General features: G+C 68.9%; 14 protein-coding genes. 5 read left to right on the plus strand and 9 right to left on the minus strand.

Translation table 11 applies throughout. The features are described 5' to 3' along the window. Window positions 1-47: 47 nt before the first annotated feature. The 5 genes from ACFWQC_RS10140 to ACFWQC_RS10160 form a co-directional block, all read right to left on the minus strand. Window positions 48-644 carry a hypothetical protein gene (locus ACFWQC_RS10140; RefSeq protein ID WP_378676654.1) on the minus strand — a complete coding sequence of 199 codons (597 nt, stop codon included), beginning with the start codon at window positions 642-644 and terminating at the stop codon, window positions 48-50. Between the two features lie 4 nt (window positions 645-648). Next, window positions 649-2,454: a M91 family zinc metallopeptidase gene (locus ACFWQC_RS10145; RefSeq protein ID WP_378676656.1), complete on the minus strand. Its 1,806-nt coding sequence runs from the start codon at window positions 2,452-2,454 to the stop codon at window positions 649-651. Between the two features lie 11 nt (window positions 2,455-2,465). After that, window positions 2,466-2,885, minus strand: coding sequence for a hypothetical protein (locus ACFWQC_RS10150; protein WP_378676659.1), 420 nt, complete (start codon window positions 2,883-2,885; stop codon window positions 2,466-2,468). 102 nt (window positions 2,886-2,987) lie between these two features. Continuing rightward, window positions 2,988-3,494 carry a general stress protein gene (locus ACFWQC_RS10155; protein ID WP_355019621.1) on the minus strand — a complete coding sequence of 169 codons (507 nt, stop codon included), beginning with the start codon at window positions 3,492-3,494 and terminating at the stop codon, window positions 2,988-2,990. 24 nt (window positions 3,495-3,518) lie between these two features. Next, window positions 3,519-4,070, minus strand: a complete 552-nt coding sequence (locus tag ACFWQC_RS10160) for a TetR/AcrR family transcriptional regulator (protein ID WP_355019622.1) — start codon at window positions 4,068-4,070, stop codon at window positions 3,519-3,521. A gap of 187 nt (window positions 4,071-4,257) precedes the next feature. Between ACFWQC_RS10160 and ACFWQC_RS10165 the strand changes: the two genes are divergently transcribed. Further along, a complete protein-coding gene (locus tag ACFWQC_RS10165) occupies window positions 4,258-5,700 on the plus strand; it encodes an MFS transporter (protein ID WP_378676664.1) in 1,443 nt (480 codons plus the stop codon). Window positions 5,701-5,773: 73 nt separating this feature from the next. On the opposite strand, the gene purQ is transcribed toward ACFWQC_RS10165, so the two are convergent. Both purQ and purS read right to left on the minus strand, forming a co-directional pair. Next, a complete protein-coding gene (gene purQ / locus ACFWQC_RS10170; protein WP_378676667.1) occupies window positions 5,774-6,442 on the minus strand; it encodes a phosphoribosylformylglycinamidine synthase subunit PurQ in 669 nt (222 codons plus the stop codon). Then, a complete protein-coding gene (gene purS / locus ACFWQC_RS10175) occupies window positions 6,439-6,690 on the minus strand; it encodes a phosphoribosylformylglycinamidine synthase subunit PurS (RefSeq protein ID WP_179659934.1) in 252 nt (83 codons plus the stop codon). The genes purQ and purS overlap by 4 nt, the downstream gene beginning before the upstream one ends. 80 nt (window positions 6,691-6,770) lie before the next feature. Between purS and ACFWQC_RS10180 the strand changes: the two genes are divergently transcribed. Further along, entirely contained in the window at window positions 6,771-8,015 is a 1,245-nt protein-coding gene (locus ACFWQC_RS10180; RefSeq protein ID WP_378676671.1) for an MFS transporter, read from the plus strand. 141 nt (window positions 8,016-8,156) lie between these two features. Further along, the gene (locus ACFWQC_RS10185; RefSeq protein WP_378676674.1) at window positions 8,157-8,780 is read left to right on the plus strand and encodes a hypothetical protein; all 624 of its coding nucleotides are present in this window, start codon (window positions 8,157-8,159) and stop codon (window positions 8,778-8,780) included. Window positions 8,781-8,848: 68 nt separating this feature from the next. Here the strand turns inward: ACFWQC_RS10185 and ACFWQC_RS10190 are convergent, their stop codons facing one another. Then, complete coding sequence (locus ACFWQC_RS10190; protein WP_378676677.1) at window positions 8,849-10,411, minus strand: long-chain fatty acid--CoA ligase; 1,563 nt, start codon at window positions 10,409-10,411, stop codon at window positions 8,849-8,851. A 117-nt stretch (window positions 10,412-10,528) separates the two neighbouring features. Further along, on the minus strand, window positions 10,529-11,437 hold the full coding sequence (locus ACFWQC_RS10195; protein ID WP_378676680.1) for a phosphoribosylaminoimidazolesuccinocarboxamide synthase: 909 nt from the start codon (window positions 11,435-11,437) through the stop codon (window positions 10,529-10,531). Window positions 11,438-11,569: 132 nt separating this feature from the next. Between ACFWQC_RS10195 and ACFWQC_RS10200 the strand changes: the two genes are divergently transcribed. Then, a complete protein-coding gene (locus ACFWQC_RS10200) occupies window positions 11,570-12,166 on the plus strand; it encodes a hypothetical protein (RefSeq protein WP_378676683.1) in 597 nt (198 codons plus the stop codon). Further along, window positions 12,166-12,765, plus strand: coding sequence for a nucleoside deaminase (locus ACFWQC_RS10205; protein WP_378676685.1), 600 nt, complete (start codon window positions 12,166-12,168; stop codon window positions 12,763-12,765). Before ACFWQC_RS10200 ends, ACFWQC_RS10205 begins: the two co-directional genes overlap by 1 nt. Window positions 12,766-12,775: the final 10 nt, after the last annotated feature.

Consider the following 12,775-nt stretch of genomic DNA (forward strand, 5'->3'; position numbering starts at 1 on the left):
TGTGTATAAGATACTGGTTGAGAGTGACCTATAGGCCACTCTCAACTTCACAACTCCACAGGTTCAGGGTCCGAGCAAAGGATCTGCTGGGACTCCGCGGCCGAGTCGGAGTGGGCGAGACCGGTCACCTCGGCCGGGACGCCCTTGGGGTAGAGGTCGCGGAGGTCGAGAACACCGACGCAGAAGATGACCTCCTCGACCGGGTCGGGAAGCCCCGGGACGGAGTCGTCGTCGAACGGTCGGTATTCCTCGAGCGGCAACGGCACGCGTACGTCCCGCTTCAGCTCCTCGCCCGCCGCCAGCTTGACCCAACCGACCGCCGGCATCTGCGCGAACGACTTGTCGTCCGGCAGCGCGAAGACCCGCTTGCTGATCTCAGCCCGGCTCCCGCCGCTGCCCAGGACGTAGACGGTGTCTGCTGACGCCGCCTGCAGCGCCCTGTTGACGTACGTCGGCACCGAGTCGATCACGTAGACGTCGGTGTCCGCGTCGTTGACCACCCGATAGCTGACCTCGAGTGCTCCGCCCGTCTGGGCGATCTCCGACTCAAACCGGACACCCTCGATCTCGCGCTCCCCCTCCGGCACCTTCGCGCAGCCGCTCATCACCAGAGCTCCCGCCGTCAGCAGCGATGCGAGGAGCATCAACCTAGTAGTGGTCACGGTGCGGAGCTCCCATCTCGTCGCGGAGCCCGTTCTCGGTGTAGACGTACGGGTGGTCCGGGTCGATCTGCTCCGGAGTGCTGGGGTCGTTGTCGTGATCGACGGGAAGACCGGCAGCCTCGCGCTCACGGTTGTTGGTCCCCTGGTTCTCGGGGTCGTCACCGTGATACTCACCGGGCTCGAGCGTGTCGTGCATGTAGTCGTAGACGTGCGCCATCTCGTGGTAGAGCACCGCAACCGGCGGGCCGTCGACGGGAGTCTGAGGAGCACGGTTGCCGGTGTTCATCGTGTCGATGTCCGGCATGTACTCGATCTCGTTGCCGCCCATCGGCCCGTTGGACGCCGAGCTGTTCGGAGCCTCACCAGGCTCAGGGACGTACTCGCGGATGGTCAGGTTCTCCTGACCGATCCCGAACACACCCGAGTCGTCATGTCTCCGGTCCAGCGCGGCGAGCATCTGCTGGCCCGTCGGCGACGCGGCCAGCATCTCGAGGTCGGCGCGGGTGCGGGCGACGAACTCGGGCGAACCTTCGATCTTGATCCACTCCGGGACCTCGGTGATCTGGACCGTCACGTGCTGCTCGACGTCCTCGTCGGTGTCGCCGGACTCGCTGTGGGCCTTGTCGTCACCCGAGCCACCGTAGGTGGTGTCGGTCCCCCGCCCGGCGTACGTCACGTCGTCGCCGGCGCCACCGTGGATCCGGTCGTTGTCGTCACCGCCGGAGGCGATGTCGTTGCCGTCGCCGCCGACGAGCAGGTCATCGCCATCGGCGCCTTCGAGGTAGTCCTGGCCGCGACCACCGCTGATCCGGTCGTTTCCGGCCATGCCGTAGACGGTGTCATCGCCGCCCGCTCCGGTGACGAGGTCGTTGCCGCCCTGGGCGTCGATGTAGTCGCGGTCGGTGCCGCCCGAGACCCGGTCGTCGCCGTCGCCGGCGAAGATGTGGTCGCGGTCCTGGCCACCGAGAATGCGGTCGCTCCCGCTGCCGCCGTTGAGCCGGTCGTCACCTCTGCCGCCGAGCAGCGTGAGGTTGACGTTGGTGCCCTGCGGGACGTTGATCTCGTCGTTGCCCTCGCCGGCGCGGATCACGATCTCGTTGCCGGGAGGTACGTCGTACATCTGACCGTTGACGGTGACGACCTGCCTTCCGGTCAACGGGTTGATCCCGACCGTGACCACGTCGTCGCCGCTGCCGGTGTTGATGTAGGTCTTTCCGTCGACGTTGATCATGCCGACCGCGTCGACATCGGCGGGGAGGTGGAACGGGTCCTGTCCGGACTCGGCGATCGCCGCCATGCTCGTCGACAGGCCCTGCCAGGCGGCGGTGGTGTCGACAAGCACCTGTCGGTCGGCGTTGAGGTCGCGGTCGAGGCCGGTCCGGATCTCGGAGGCACGCGCGATGGCGTCGGTGACCAGCTTGCTGTCCTCGGGGGTCTCGGGCTGAAACCGGATGTCGCCCGAGGGACTGCCCTGGTGCGGGATGTGCGCGACCGTCGCCCAGGACTGGTCGAGGTGACCTTGGGCGATGCGTACGGTGCCGGCGATCCGAGCCGTCGCCGAGGCGGCCTTGTCGGCGAGGTCACGCGCCTTGTCGAGGTCGGTCAGGAGCGTCTTGCGATGCCCTTCGTAGGACTCGGCCGTCTGGCCCTCCCAGTCGGCCACCACGTTCTTGGAGCCGCTGATGAACGACTCGGTGACGCTGTCGAGCGCCTTGGCGATCGTGGTCCAGCCACGCGACGCGTCGTCGATCGACGACGCGTCGTCCCACAGCTTCCAGGTGCCTTCGGACATCTCGATGCCTCTCAGCGCGGGGTCGGGGACGGGCCCGGAGACGGGCTCGGAGTGGGCGAGGGCGGCGGCGGCCCCGGCGTCGGCTCCGGCGGCCGCGGCGTCGGACCCGGCTCCAGCGAGTTGCTGGACTGGGCGGCCCGGGCGACCTCCTCGTCGGTCGCGGAGATGTCGAACGCGCACAGCATGAGGGCGTCGGCGTCCGCTTCGAAGACGGCGGCGAACGACTCGAGCGCGCTGGACGCGGCCTCGACCAGCGGCCCGTGGGCAGCCGTGGTGTCATAGCCGCCCTGGGTGTTGCCGGCATCCCGTGAGGCGACCACGAGTGCGCCGGCGTTGTCCGTGGTCGCGCCGGTCAGGTCCATCGCCCAGTCGATGCAGCGGTCGGCGAGCTTGACGAGCTCGTCGGGACGTACGTTGATCTGAGATGACATCGGGGCCTCCTTCTCCAACGGAGTTCTTCCCCGGAACACGCGTGACTACACGCGAACGCCGCGCCTATCTCACCATCCGAGACGCTGGCGGGTGGCGGCCTGTCAGGAGAACGGGTTGGGGAGGGCGCCGGGGAGGTCGGCGAGGAGCTCGCGGGCACGGGCGGCGACCTTGTGCTCGACGAGGACCTCGTACTTCGTCGGCACGATGACCTTGACGCTCGAGAAGTCGCGGGTGCCGCGGGTGGCGGCGTAGCCGATCAGCGACCAGATGAGGCCGAAGACGATGCCGAGGAGCACCGTCGAGAGCAGGACGAAGAGGAAGTTCTCGTTGCTGAAGAGCGACATGATCAGGCCGACGAAGACGCCGAGCCAGGCACCGGAGAGGACCCCGGCGAGGGCGACCTTGCTCCAGGTGAGCCGGCCGGTGATCCGCTCGATCTGTTTCAGCTCGGTGCCGACGATCATGCAGTTCTCGACCGGGAACTCCTTGTCGGCGAGGAAGTCGACCGTCTTCTGCGCGGCGGCGTAGTCGTCATAGGTCGCGAGCGACTGGGGAAACTCCAGCTTCAACGGGCTCTGCGGGCCGTTGACCGGCGAGGTGAAGGACATAGCCCCAGTGTGCCCCAGCAGAGGTCAGTTCTTGAGGACGCCGTTCGCGATGACATCGAGCATGGGACGTACGTCCTTGGGCTCGAGCGAGGAGTGGTCGGCCATGGTCGCGACGCCGCCGAGGAGGCGGCACACGTCGAGGTTGTCGACACCCTCGCGCAGCGCGCCGTGCTCGGCCATCTCCGTCAGGACGCTCTCGTTGGCGTCGGCGTAGGTCTGGCACTTGGTGCGCAGCGGGGAGTCCTGGCAGCCGAGCGAGGCGGTGATCTTGGCGGCCGCGCCCTGGTGACGGGTCAGCAGCGAGACGTACTCCTCAAACCAGGCGAGGAGCTTCTCCCGGCACCCGCCCTCGGTCGCCATCGCCTTCTCGACGTGGGCGGAGACCTCCTCGATCCAGGTCGCCATGATCGCCTCGTGGAGCGCCTCGCGCGTGGGGAAATGGCGGTAGAGGGTGCCGGGGCCGACGCCCGCACGCCGAGCCACCTCGTCGAGAGGTGCGTCGAGACCGCGCTCCTTGAACACCACATGGGCGACCTCGATCAGCCGCTCGCGGTTGCGCTGCGCGTCGGCTCTCATCCGGACCTCCTCAGTGGCTCCCGCAGGGCTGCGGAGGCCTCACGTTAACAGCAGCCTCCGCCACATCAGCACTGCACTCGGTCAAAAGGCGTTGCTAAACGGAGACACTCTCCGGTAGTGTTCCAATCAAGCGGAGACTTCCTCCGCTTCACTGTACTCCTCTTCCGTCTCCAACAGGAGCTCTTGAATGACATCCACCGTGGCACCACCCAAGCCACCCGCGGCCACCAAGGCCGCCGCCGGCGCCGGGATCGCCCTGGTCCTGGTCGCTCAGCTGATGATCGTGCTCGACGCGGCGGTCGTGAACGTCGCACTCCCCCGGATCGCCGACGACCTCGAGTTCACCCCGGCGGCACTCACCTGGGTGCTCAACGGCTACACCCTCGCCTTCGGCGGCCTGCTGCTGCTCGGCGGTCGCCTCGGCGACGTCTTCGGCAGGCGGCGCATGTTCGTCGCCGGCCTCTCCGTCTTCACCCTCTTCTCCCTGGCCGGCGGGTTCGCACCGACCGACGAACTGCTCGTCATCGCCCGCGCCCTGCAGGGCTTCGGTGCCGCGATCGCCGCGCCTCAGGTGCTCGCCCTGCTGACCACGTCGGCGAAGGACGAGGCCGGCCGCGCCCGGGCGATCGCGCTCTTCTCAGCCGTCTCCTCCAGCGGTGCCTCGATCGGGCTGATCCTCGGCGGCATCCTGACCGACATCGCGTCGTGGCGCTGGACGCTGTTCATCAACGTACCGATCGGGCTCGTCGTGCTCGCCCTCGTCGGCCGCCTCGTCGCCGAGACGGCCCCGCGACCGGGGCGCTTCGACATCGTCGGCGCCGTGACCGCCACCGGTGGTGCGGCCGCGATCGTCTGGTCGCTGATCGGCGCCCCGGAGCACGGCTGGACCTCCGCGCGCACCCTCGGCGGGATCGCGGTCGGCCTGCTCCTGCTGGTCGCCCTCGTGCTCACCGAGCGCCGCGTCGCCCACCCGCTGCTGCAGCTCCACCTCTTCAACAGCCACCGCCGCGTCGCCGCGTTCATCGCCGCGGTCGGCCTGGTCGGGGCTCAGTTCGCGACGTTCTACCTGACCGTGATCTACCTACAGGGAGTGCTGGGCATGGGGCCGCTCGCCTCCGGGCTGGCGTTCCTGCCGCTCACCCTGATGATCTTCGCGATGTCGCGGGTGGCGCCTCGGATCGCGGCCCGGATCGGGATGTCGCGGGTGCTGGTCCTGGGTGCCACCGGCCTCACCGTGTCATTCCTGTGGCTGAGCACACTCTCGGAGACCAGCACGTACGCCGGCGCCGTCCTGGCTCCGTTCCTGCTCAACGGCGCCTTCGCCTCGCTCGTCTTCACCTCCACCACGGCTCTCGGCCTGGAGGGCGTCGACGCCGCCCACGCCGGCTCGGCCTCGGGCCTGGTGCAGACCATGCAGCAGCTCGGCGGCTCGATCGGCCTGGCCGTGATCGCATCGGTCTACGTCGCCAACGGCACCCCGGGCGAGGTCGTACCCGGGATGCGCGAGGCCTTCTACGCCGCGGCCGCTCTGGGCGCGCTCGGCATCATCGCCTCGCTGAGCGTGGTGCTCCGGCGACCCTCCGGGATGAGCTCGTACGCCACCGGGCAGGTAGCACCCAGCGCGAAGTGAGTGTGTTCCTCCGTCACCCGAACTAGATCGGCCCGGCTCGCAAGCGCGAGCCGGGCCGATTCGTACACCTGGGTCAGGCGAAGGCCTTCTCGGCCAGTGAGGTGAAGAAGCCGAGCCCGTCCGTGCCGGAGCCGGTGAGGGTCTCCACGGCGTGCTCGGGGTGGGGCATCAGGCCGACGACGTTGCCGGCCTCGTTGGTGATACCGGCGATGTCGTTGACCGAGCCGTTGGGGTTCACGTCGAGGTAGCGCGCGACGACGCGGCCCTCGCCCTCGAGCCGCTTGATGGTGTCGGCGTCGGCTACGTACTGCCCCTCGCCGTTCTTCAGCGGGACCACGATCTCCTGGTCCTGGGTGAACGCGGAGGTCCAGGCGGTCGAGGCGTTCTCGATGCGCAGCTTCTGGTCGCGGCAGATGAACTTGAGGTGGTCGTTGCGAAGCAGGCCGCCGGGGAGCAGGTGGGACTCGACGAGCATCTGGAAGCCGTTGCAGATGCCGAGCACCGGAAGGCCCTTCTGGGCCCCCTCGATGACCTCAGTCATGATCGGCGCGAAGCGGGAGATGGCACCGCAGCGCAGGTAGTCGCCGTAGGAGAAGCCGCCCGGCAGGATCACCGCGTCGACGCCCTGCAGGTCGTGGTCGCCGTGCCACAGCGCAACGGCCTCGTTGCCGCCGACACGGACGGCGCGCTGCGCGTCGACGTCGTCGAGCGTGCCCGGGAAGGTGATGACGCCGATCTTCACTTGGCGGGCTCTTCCACGCGCACGACGAAGTTCTCGATCACCGTGTTGGCCAGGAAGGTCTCGGCGAGCTTCTCGATCTGCGCGAGCGCGTCGTCGGTGACCTCAGGGATCTCCAGCTCGAACCGCTTGCCCTGACGGACCTCGGTGACCCCGGTGAACCCGAGCCGCGGCAGGGCGCCGAGTACGGCTTTCCCCTGCGGGTCGAGAATCTCGGGCTTGGGCATGACGTCGACGACAACGCGAGGCATGGCTGCAGTCTAGGTGGGCTATACGCCGCTCACCTAAACCGTTGGCACCCCTCCCTGCCCGGTCTTTACGATCGCTCCTCGTGCGCCATCTGCTGATCGACATCACCCCGTTGCGTACGTCTCCTGCTTTCCGCCGTTTCTTCATCGGGCGGGCGGTGTCGGGGCTGGGTGGGCAGATCTCGGTGGTCGCGGTGATGTACCAGGTCTGGGAGGCGACCCACAGCCCGTTCTGGTCCGGCAGCGTCGCGCTCGCGCAGCTCGTCCCGATGCTCACGATCGGGCTCTGGGGCGGCGCGGTGGCGGACCGCGCGGACCGGCGCTCGATCCTGCTGGTCACCACCCTCACCCAGCTCGTGCTGGCACTGCTGCTGATGGCGCAGGCCCTCTGGCTGGGCACCTCGCCGTCCTCGCTCGGGCTCGTCCTGATGCTGGTCGCGCTGATGGCGGCCGCGGGCTCGGTCGCCGCCCCCGCGAGCATGGGCGTTATCCCGCGGCTCCTCGCCAGCGACCAGGTCGCGGCAGGGCTCGCCCTCAACCGGCTGAGCTTTCAGGGATCGATGCTCCTCGGCCCGGCGATCGGCGGGCTGATCATCGGCTACGCCGGCCTCGAGATCGCGTACGCCGTCGACGCGGCCTCCTTCGCCGCCGGGTTCCTCGGGGTCGTCGGCCTCCCGGCTCTCGCGCCGGCGACGAGGACGAGCGGCGGCGGAGTTCTCGATGGCTTGCGCTTCGCGGCCACCCAGCCGGTCGTACGCGGCGTGCTCCTCGTCGACCTGGCGGCCACCGTCCTGGCCATGCCCGTGAGCCTGTTTCCGCTGATCAACGAGGCCCGGTTCGGCGGCGACCCGCGCACCCTCGGGCTGTTCCTGACCGCGATCGCGGTCGGCGGCGTGACGGCCTCGCTCTTCTCCGGTTCGTTCACCCGACGCAGCCGGCCCGGCGTCATCACGATCGGCGCTGCTGCCGTGTGGGGCGTCAGCCTCGGCGCCGTCGGGCTGGTCACCTCACCCTGGCTGTGCCTCGCCCTGCTCGCCGTCGCCGGAGCCGCCGACTCGGTCAGCGTCGTCACCCGCGGCACGCTGATCCAGCTCGCCGTGCCCGACGACCTGCGCGGCCGGACCGCCGCGATCGAGATGATCGTCGGCGCCGGCGGGCCGGAGGTCGGCAACCTTCGCGGCGGCGCCGTCGCCCAGCTCACCTCGGGCTCGTTCGCCCTGGTCAGCGGGGGCATCACCTGCCTGCTCGCCCTGGCCGCCGTCGGCGCCACCTCCCGGCCGATGCTCGCCTTCCGTACACCGTCGCGGAGCGAGCGGCCCATCGGGTGACCGCCGCCCGACGACTGTGGCTCAGGGTTGCCTGCCTCATCGCATTTCGCCGTGCGTGGCTGCCGGTGATCCCAAAATCCATGGCCCTCCGCGTCCCAGCACGCGAGAATCCGCTTCCACCAGAAACCTGGGAGGTTCCCGATGACCGCGCCACGCGCACGACACCACCTGCTCAGCAAACGCGCAGAGCGACGAAGTCATCTGGCAAAGGTCGCGCTCGGTGTCACGCCACTTGCTGCCGCGCTGCTGGTCCGGGCCTTCGGCGCCGAAGGCCAAGCCATCGACGTCCTGGTGACCGTGGCTGTGTCCTGGGCCCTGATCGCAATCGTGATCGCCCTGGTCCTGCCGATGATGAACCGCCGCCGGCGCGTCCTGGCCGAACGAATTCTCGCGGCCCATCCTGATGCCGACGTCGTCACAGGGTTCGCGTCGAAAGGCACCAGGGATCACGCGCGGGCGCTGGGAGTGAACCTGGTCGGCCTCAACAACGGCGCGGCGATCGCTCTCGGTGTCCGCCCTGGTCTCATAGAGGTCTGGGGTACGGGCGACACGGAGCCGAGGTGGGTCCTCGACCGGAGATCGAGCGCTCTCCAGGTCGAGGTCGAACGGCTCCCTCACCTAGACCGCACGCTCCTGGGCATCCGGGTCACCGACGGTCACGCTTCCGTCGAGCTCATCCCAGCGGACCGAGCCGGGCGGATCGCAGCCGTAGAGGCGGCTCTCGACGCGCTCGGCGTGGATCGCAACGATCACATCACGCCGTAGCGCGAAGATCGCAGCCACCAGGTGACTGCGATCTTCGCGCTACAGCACCTGGCGGCGCACGAGAAGGGCTACTTGAGCTCGCGCTTGAGGATCTTGCCGGTGGCGGTCATCGGGAGGGCTTCGACGATCTCGACGATGCGCGGGTACTTGTAGGCGGCCATCTGCTCCTTCGACCAGGCGACGATCTCCTCGGAGGTCGCGGAGGCGCCGGGCTTGAGCACGAGGACCGCCTTGATCTCCTCACCGTGGGAGTCGTGCGGGACGCCGATCACCGCAGCGAGAGAAACCGAAGGATGGGTCAGCAGGACCTCTTCGATCTCACGCGGGTAGACGTTGAAGCCGCCGCGGATGATGAGCTCCTTGGCGCGGTCGACGATGTAGTACCAGCCGTCCTCGTCGCGCTTGGCGAGGTCACCCGACCGGAACCAGCCCTCCGAGGTGAGCACCTCGGAGGTGGCCTCGGGACGGTTGTAGTAGCCCTTGAAGATGTTGTGGCCCTTGATCGCGATCTCACCGATCGCGTCGGGGGTCCACTCGATGTCGTCCCAGGAGGCCGGGTCGATCAGGCGCATCTCGACACCGGGGATCGGTACGCCGATCGAGCCCGGGCGCACCGGCTGGCCGTAGAGCGAGAACGAAGCCACCGGGGAGGTCTCGGAGAGGCCGTAGCCCTCGAGGATGGTGACCCCGAAGCGCTTCTCGAACTCCTTGTGGATCTCGACCGGGAGGGCCGAGCCGCCGGCGGCGGCGACGCGCAGGTTCTTGGCGAGGGTGTCCACGTCGGTGTCCTCGGTGAGAGCACCGAGCAGGCCCCAGTACATCGTCGGTACGCCGGCGAAGAAAGTGACGCTCTCCTTGAGCATCGTCGCCAACGCGGCCGCGGCGTCGAAGCGGGGCAGCAGCACGACGGTGCCGCCGAAGGCGATCGCGCCGTTCTGCACCACGGTCTGGCCGAAGGCGTGGAAGAGGGGCAGCACGGCGAGATAGGTGTCGGGCCGCTCGACCGAGGCACCGAAGAGGTCCGCGCCGGCCAGCGCGTTGTCGCGCATGTTGCGGTGACGCAGCTCGGCGCCCTTGGGCTGGCCCGTGGTGCCGGAGGTGTAGAGGATGACCGCGGTGTCGTCCTCCTCGGTGGCCACGGTCTCGAAGGTCGGCGGCTGGGTCCCGATGCCCTGGCCGAGCGTGGTCACGCCCTCTATCGGCGACGCGGCGGTCGGGTCGGCGGTGATCAGGAAGATGTTCTCGACCCCGGCCTCCTGCGCGCCGGCGTGCGCCTCGGCGCCGATGGCGAGCTCCGGCGTGCCCTCGAAGGCGAAGAGCGCCTTCGCGTCGGAGTCCTTGAGGTGGTAGGCCACCTCGCGCCCCTTGAGCAGCACGTTGAGCGGCACGACGGTGGCGCCGGCCTTGAGGATGCCGAAGTAGACCATCGTGAAGTAGGGCAGGTTCGGGCTCATCAGGGCGACCCGGTCGCCCGCGCCGATGCCCTTGCTCGCCAGCAGGTTCGCGACCTGGTTGGCGGCACCGTTGATCTGGGCGTAGTTCAGACGGATGTCTCCCAGCACGATCGCTGTGCGCTCGGGATGGTTCGCCGCGGAGTCTTCGAGCAGCGAAGCGAGGTTGTACGTGGACACATGGCCTCCAGTGGTGTGCGTGTTACGCGTCACAACCTACCCGTGCGTAGCTTCTCGCGGAACACGGTCTCGATTTTTACTGCGACACGTGTCCCTGAAACTTGTCTGGGGGGCCGATCAGAAGCGGTGGCCGGTGAGCTTCTCGTACGCCTCGACGTACTTCGCCCGCGTGCGCGCGACGATCTCCTCGGGCAGCTCCGGCGGAGGGCCACCGGCGGCGCGGTCCCAGCCGGACTCGGGCGAGAGCAGCCAGCGCCGGATGACGTCCTTGTCGAAGCTGGGGATCGCGGCACCGGGGTGCCACTGGCTCGCGTCCCAGTAGCGGGAGGAGTCCGGGGTGAGCACCTCGTCGGCGAGGACGATCGTGCGGATGCCCAGGTCGTCCTGGCGTACGCCGAACTCGAACTTCGTGTCGGCCAGGATGAGGCCGCAGCCGCGGGCGATCTCGTCGGCGCGCTGGTAGACCGCCAGGGTCAGCCGGCGCACCGCGGCGGCGTCGTCCTCGCCGATCAGCTTGGAGATGTATTCGTAGGTGACGTTCTCGTCGTGGTCGCCGAGCTCCGCCTTCGTGGCCGGGGTGAAGATCGGCGGGGTGAGCCGGGAGCCGTCGACCAGACCGGCCGGCAGCCGGATGCCGCAGACCTCGCCGGTGGCCTCGTACTCGCGCAGGCCCGACCCGGTCAGGTAGCCGCGTGCGACGCACTCGACGGGCAGCATGTGGAGCTTCTGAGCGACCACCGCCCGACCTTCGACGGCCGCGGGGACCTCGGTCGAGAGGACGTGGGTCGGCACCAGGTCCTCGAACTGCTCGAACCACCACAGCGACAGCCGGGTGAGGATCTCGCCCTTGTCCGGGATGACCGTGTCGAAGACATGGTCGAAGGCCGAGATGCGGTCGCTGGCGACCATCAGGAGCTGGCCGGCGTACGGACCTTCCTCCAGCTCGTAGAGGTCGCGCACCTTGCCGGAGTGGAGGTGCTTCGCGCCCGGGATCGCCGGCGCCGGCGGGATGTTGAGTTCAGCCACGGGATCAGCCTAAGAGATGGGCGGCCGCGGGATGTAACACGTCGTTCGTAGGACTACTCGCCCCAAGGGAACGACCGGGTAGTCCTACGAACAGCGTGTTACATCTCCGCCCGCTGTGGCATCGTTCGAGCCATGGCCGAGACAGCTGATCAGATCTATGCCCGCGTCCAGGCCGGCGGTGACCTGCCCGCACCGAGCGTGACCGAGTGGGACGTCTTCCCGTGGGTCGTACGCGATGGCGAGATCGCCCCCAAGCCACTCGCTCCCCCGGCTCCCGAGGAGCCGCGCAGCGGCGAGGACGGGGTGGACTGCAACCTGTGCGGCACCGACCTGCCGGGCGTGATCTGGCAGGACGAGAGCTGGCGGGTGAAGCACCTGAAGCAGTCCGGGCTGCCGCTGGTGCTGATCCTGGAGCCGCTCGAGCACTACGACCTGCCCGACCTCGACGAGCACCAGGCGGCCGAGTTCGGGGTCCTCACGGTGCGGCTCGCCAGGATCGTGGAGAGCCTGCCCAACATCGCCCGGTGTCACGCGATGCGGATCGGCGACGGTGCCGAGCACCTGCACATGTGGTTCCTGGCTCGTCCGAAGGACCTGCTCTCCGTACGCGGCAGCTTCTCGCCCGACTGGGACGACATCCTCCCGCCCGGCCCCGAGGAGATCTGGCGCGCCGACCTCGCCGAGGTCGCCCGCAAGCTCGCCACCCACGGCGGCGAGGCGCTGGTCTGATGGACCTGACCGACGAGGCGGACGTACGCCGCCTGCTGGACGTGATCGAGCAGGAGATCGTCCCGCTGACCCGTGCCGGCGTGGAAGCGGGCAACAAGATCTTCGGCGCCGCGATCGTGCGCCGCGCGGACCTCTCGACGGTGGTCGCCGAGACCAACAACGAGACCGAGAACCCGCTGTGGCACGGCGAGATCCATGCGATCAAGCGCTTCTTCGAGCTGCCGGCCGAGGACCGCCCGGCTCCCGCCGACTGCCTGCTGCTGGCGACCCACGAGCCGTGCTCGCTGTGCCTGTCGGGGATCGCCTGGTCAGGGTTTCCCGAGTTCGCCTATCTCTTCAGCCACCAGGACTCGGCCGACTCCTTCGCGATCCCCTACGACCTGGCGATCCTGAAGGGCGTCTACGCCGTCCCCGACCCCGACCGCGACGAGGTCGCCCCGGGGCGAGACCTCTACAACCGCACCAACGCCTACTTCGTGAGCAGCGGGCTCGGCCCGCTCGCCGACCCCGACCAGCTCGCCCGGATCACCCGGACCTACGACGAGCTCTCGGCGACGTACCAGGAGAGGAAGGGCGGCGGCGCGATCGCGCACCCCTGACCCGGGCCGG

The organism is Nocardioides sp. NPDC058538, assembly GCF_042719275.1.
Taxonomy (GTDB): domain Bacteria; phylum Actinomycetota; class Actinomycetes; order Propionibacteriales; family Nocardioidaceae; genus Nocardioides.

Coding starts and splice junctions, on each gene's coding strand:
- ACFWQC_RS10165 (WP_378676664.1), top strand. CDS start 4,258: ATGACATCCACCGTGGCACCACCCAAGCCACCCGCGGCCACCAAGGCC.
- purS (WP_179659934.1), bottom strand. CDS start 6,690: ATGCCTCGCGTTGTCGTCGACGTCATGCCCAAGCCCGAGATTCTCGAC.
- ACFWQC_RS10145 (WP_378676656.1), bottom strand. CDS start 2,454: ATGTCCGAAGGCACCTGGAAGCTGTGGGACGACGCGTCGTCGATCGAC.
- ACFWQC_RS10200 (WP_378676683.1), top strand. CDS start 11,570: ATGGCCGAGACAGCTGATCAGATCTATGCCCGCGTCCAGGCCGGCGGT.
- ACFWQC_RS10150 (WP_378676659.1), bottom strand. CDS start 2,885: ATGTCATCTCAGATCAACGTACGTCCCGACGAGCTCGTCAAGCTCGCC.
- ACFWQC_RS10155 (WP_355019621.1), bottom strand. CDS start 3,494: ATGTCCTTCACCTCGCCGGTCAACGGCCCGCAGAGCCCGTTGAAGCTG.
- ACFWQC_RS10205 (WP_378676685.1), top strand. CDS start 12,166: ATGGACCTGACCGACGAGGCGGACGTACGCCGCCTGCTGGACGTGATC.
- ACFWQC_RS10160 (WP_355019622.1), bottom strand. CDS start 4,070: ATGAGAGCCGACGCGCAGCGCAACCGCGAGCGGCTGATCGAGGTCGCC.
- ACFWQC_RS10185 (WP_378676674.1), top strand. CDS start 8,157: ATGACCGCGCCACGCGCACGACACCACCTGCTCAGCAAACGCGCAGAG.
- ACFWQC_RS10140 (WP_378676654.1), bottom strand. CDS start 644: ATGCTCCTCGCATCGCTGCTGACGGCGGGAGCTCTGGTGATGAGCGGC.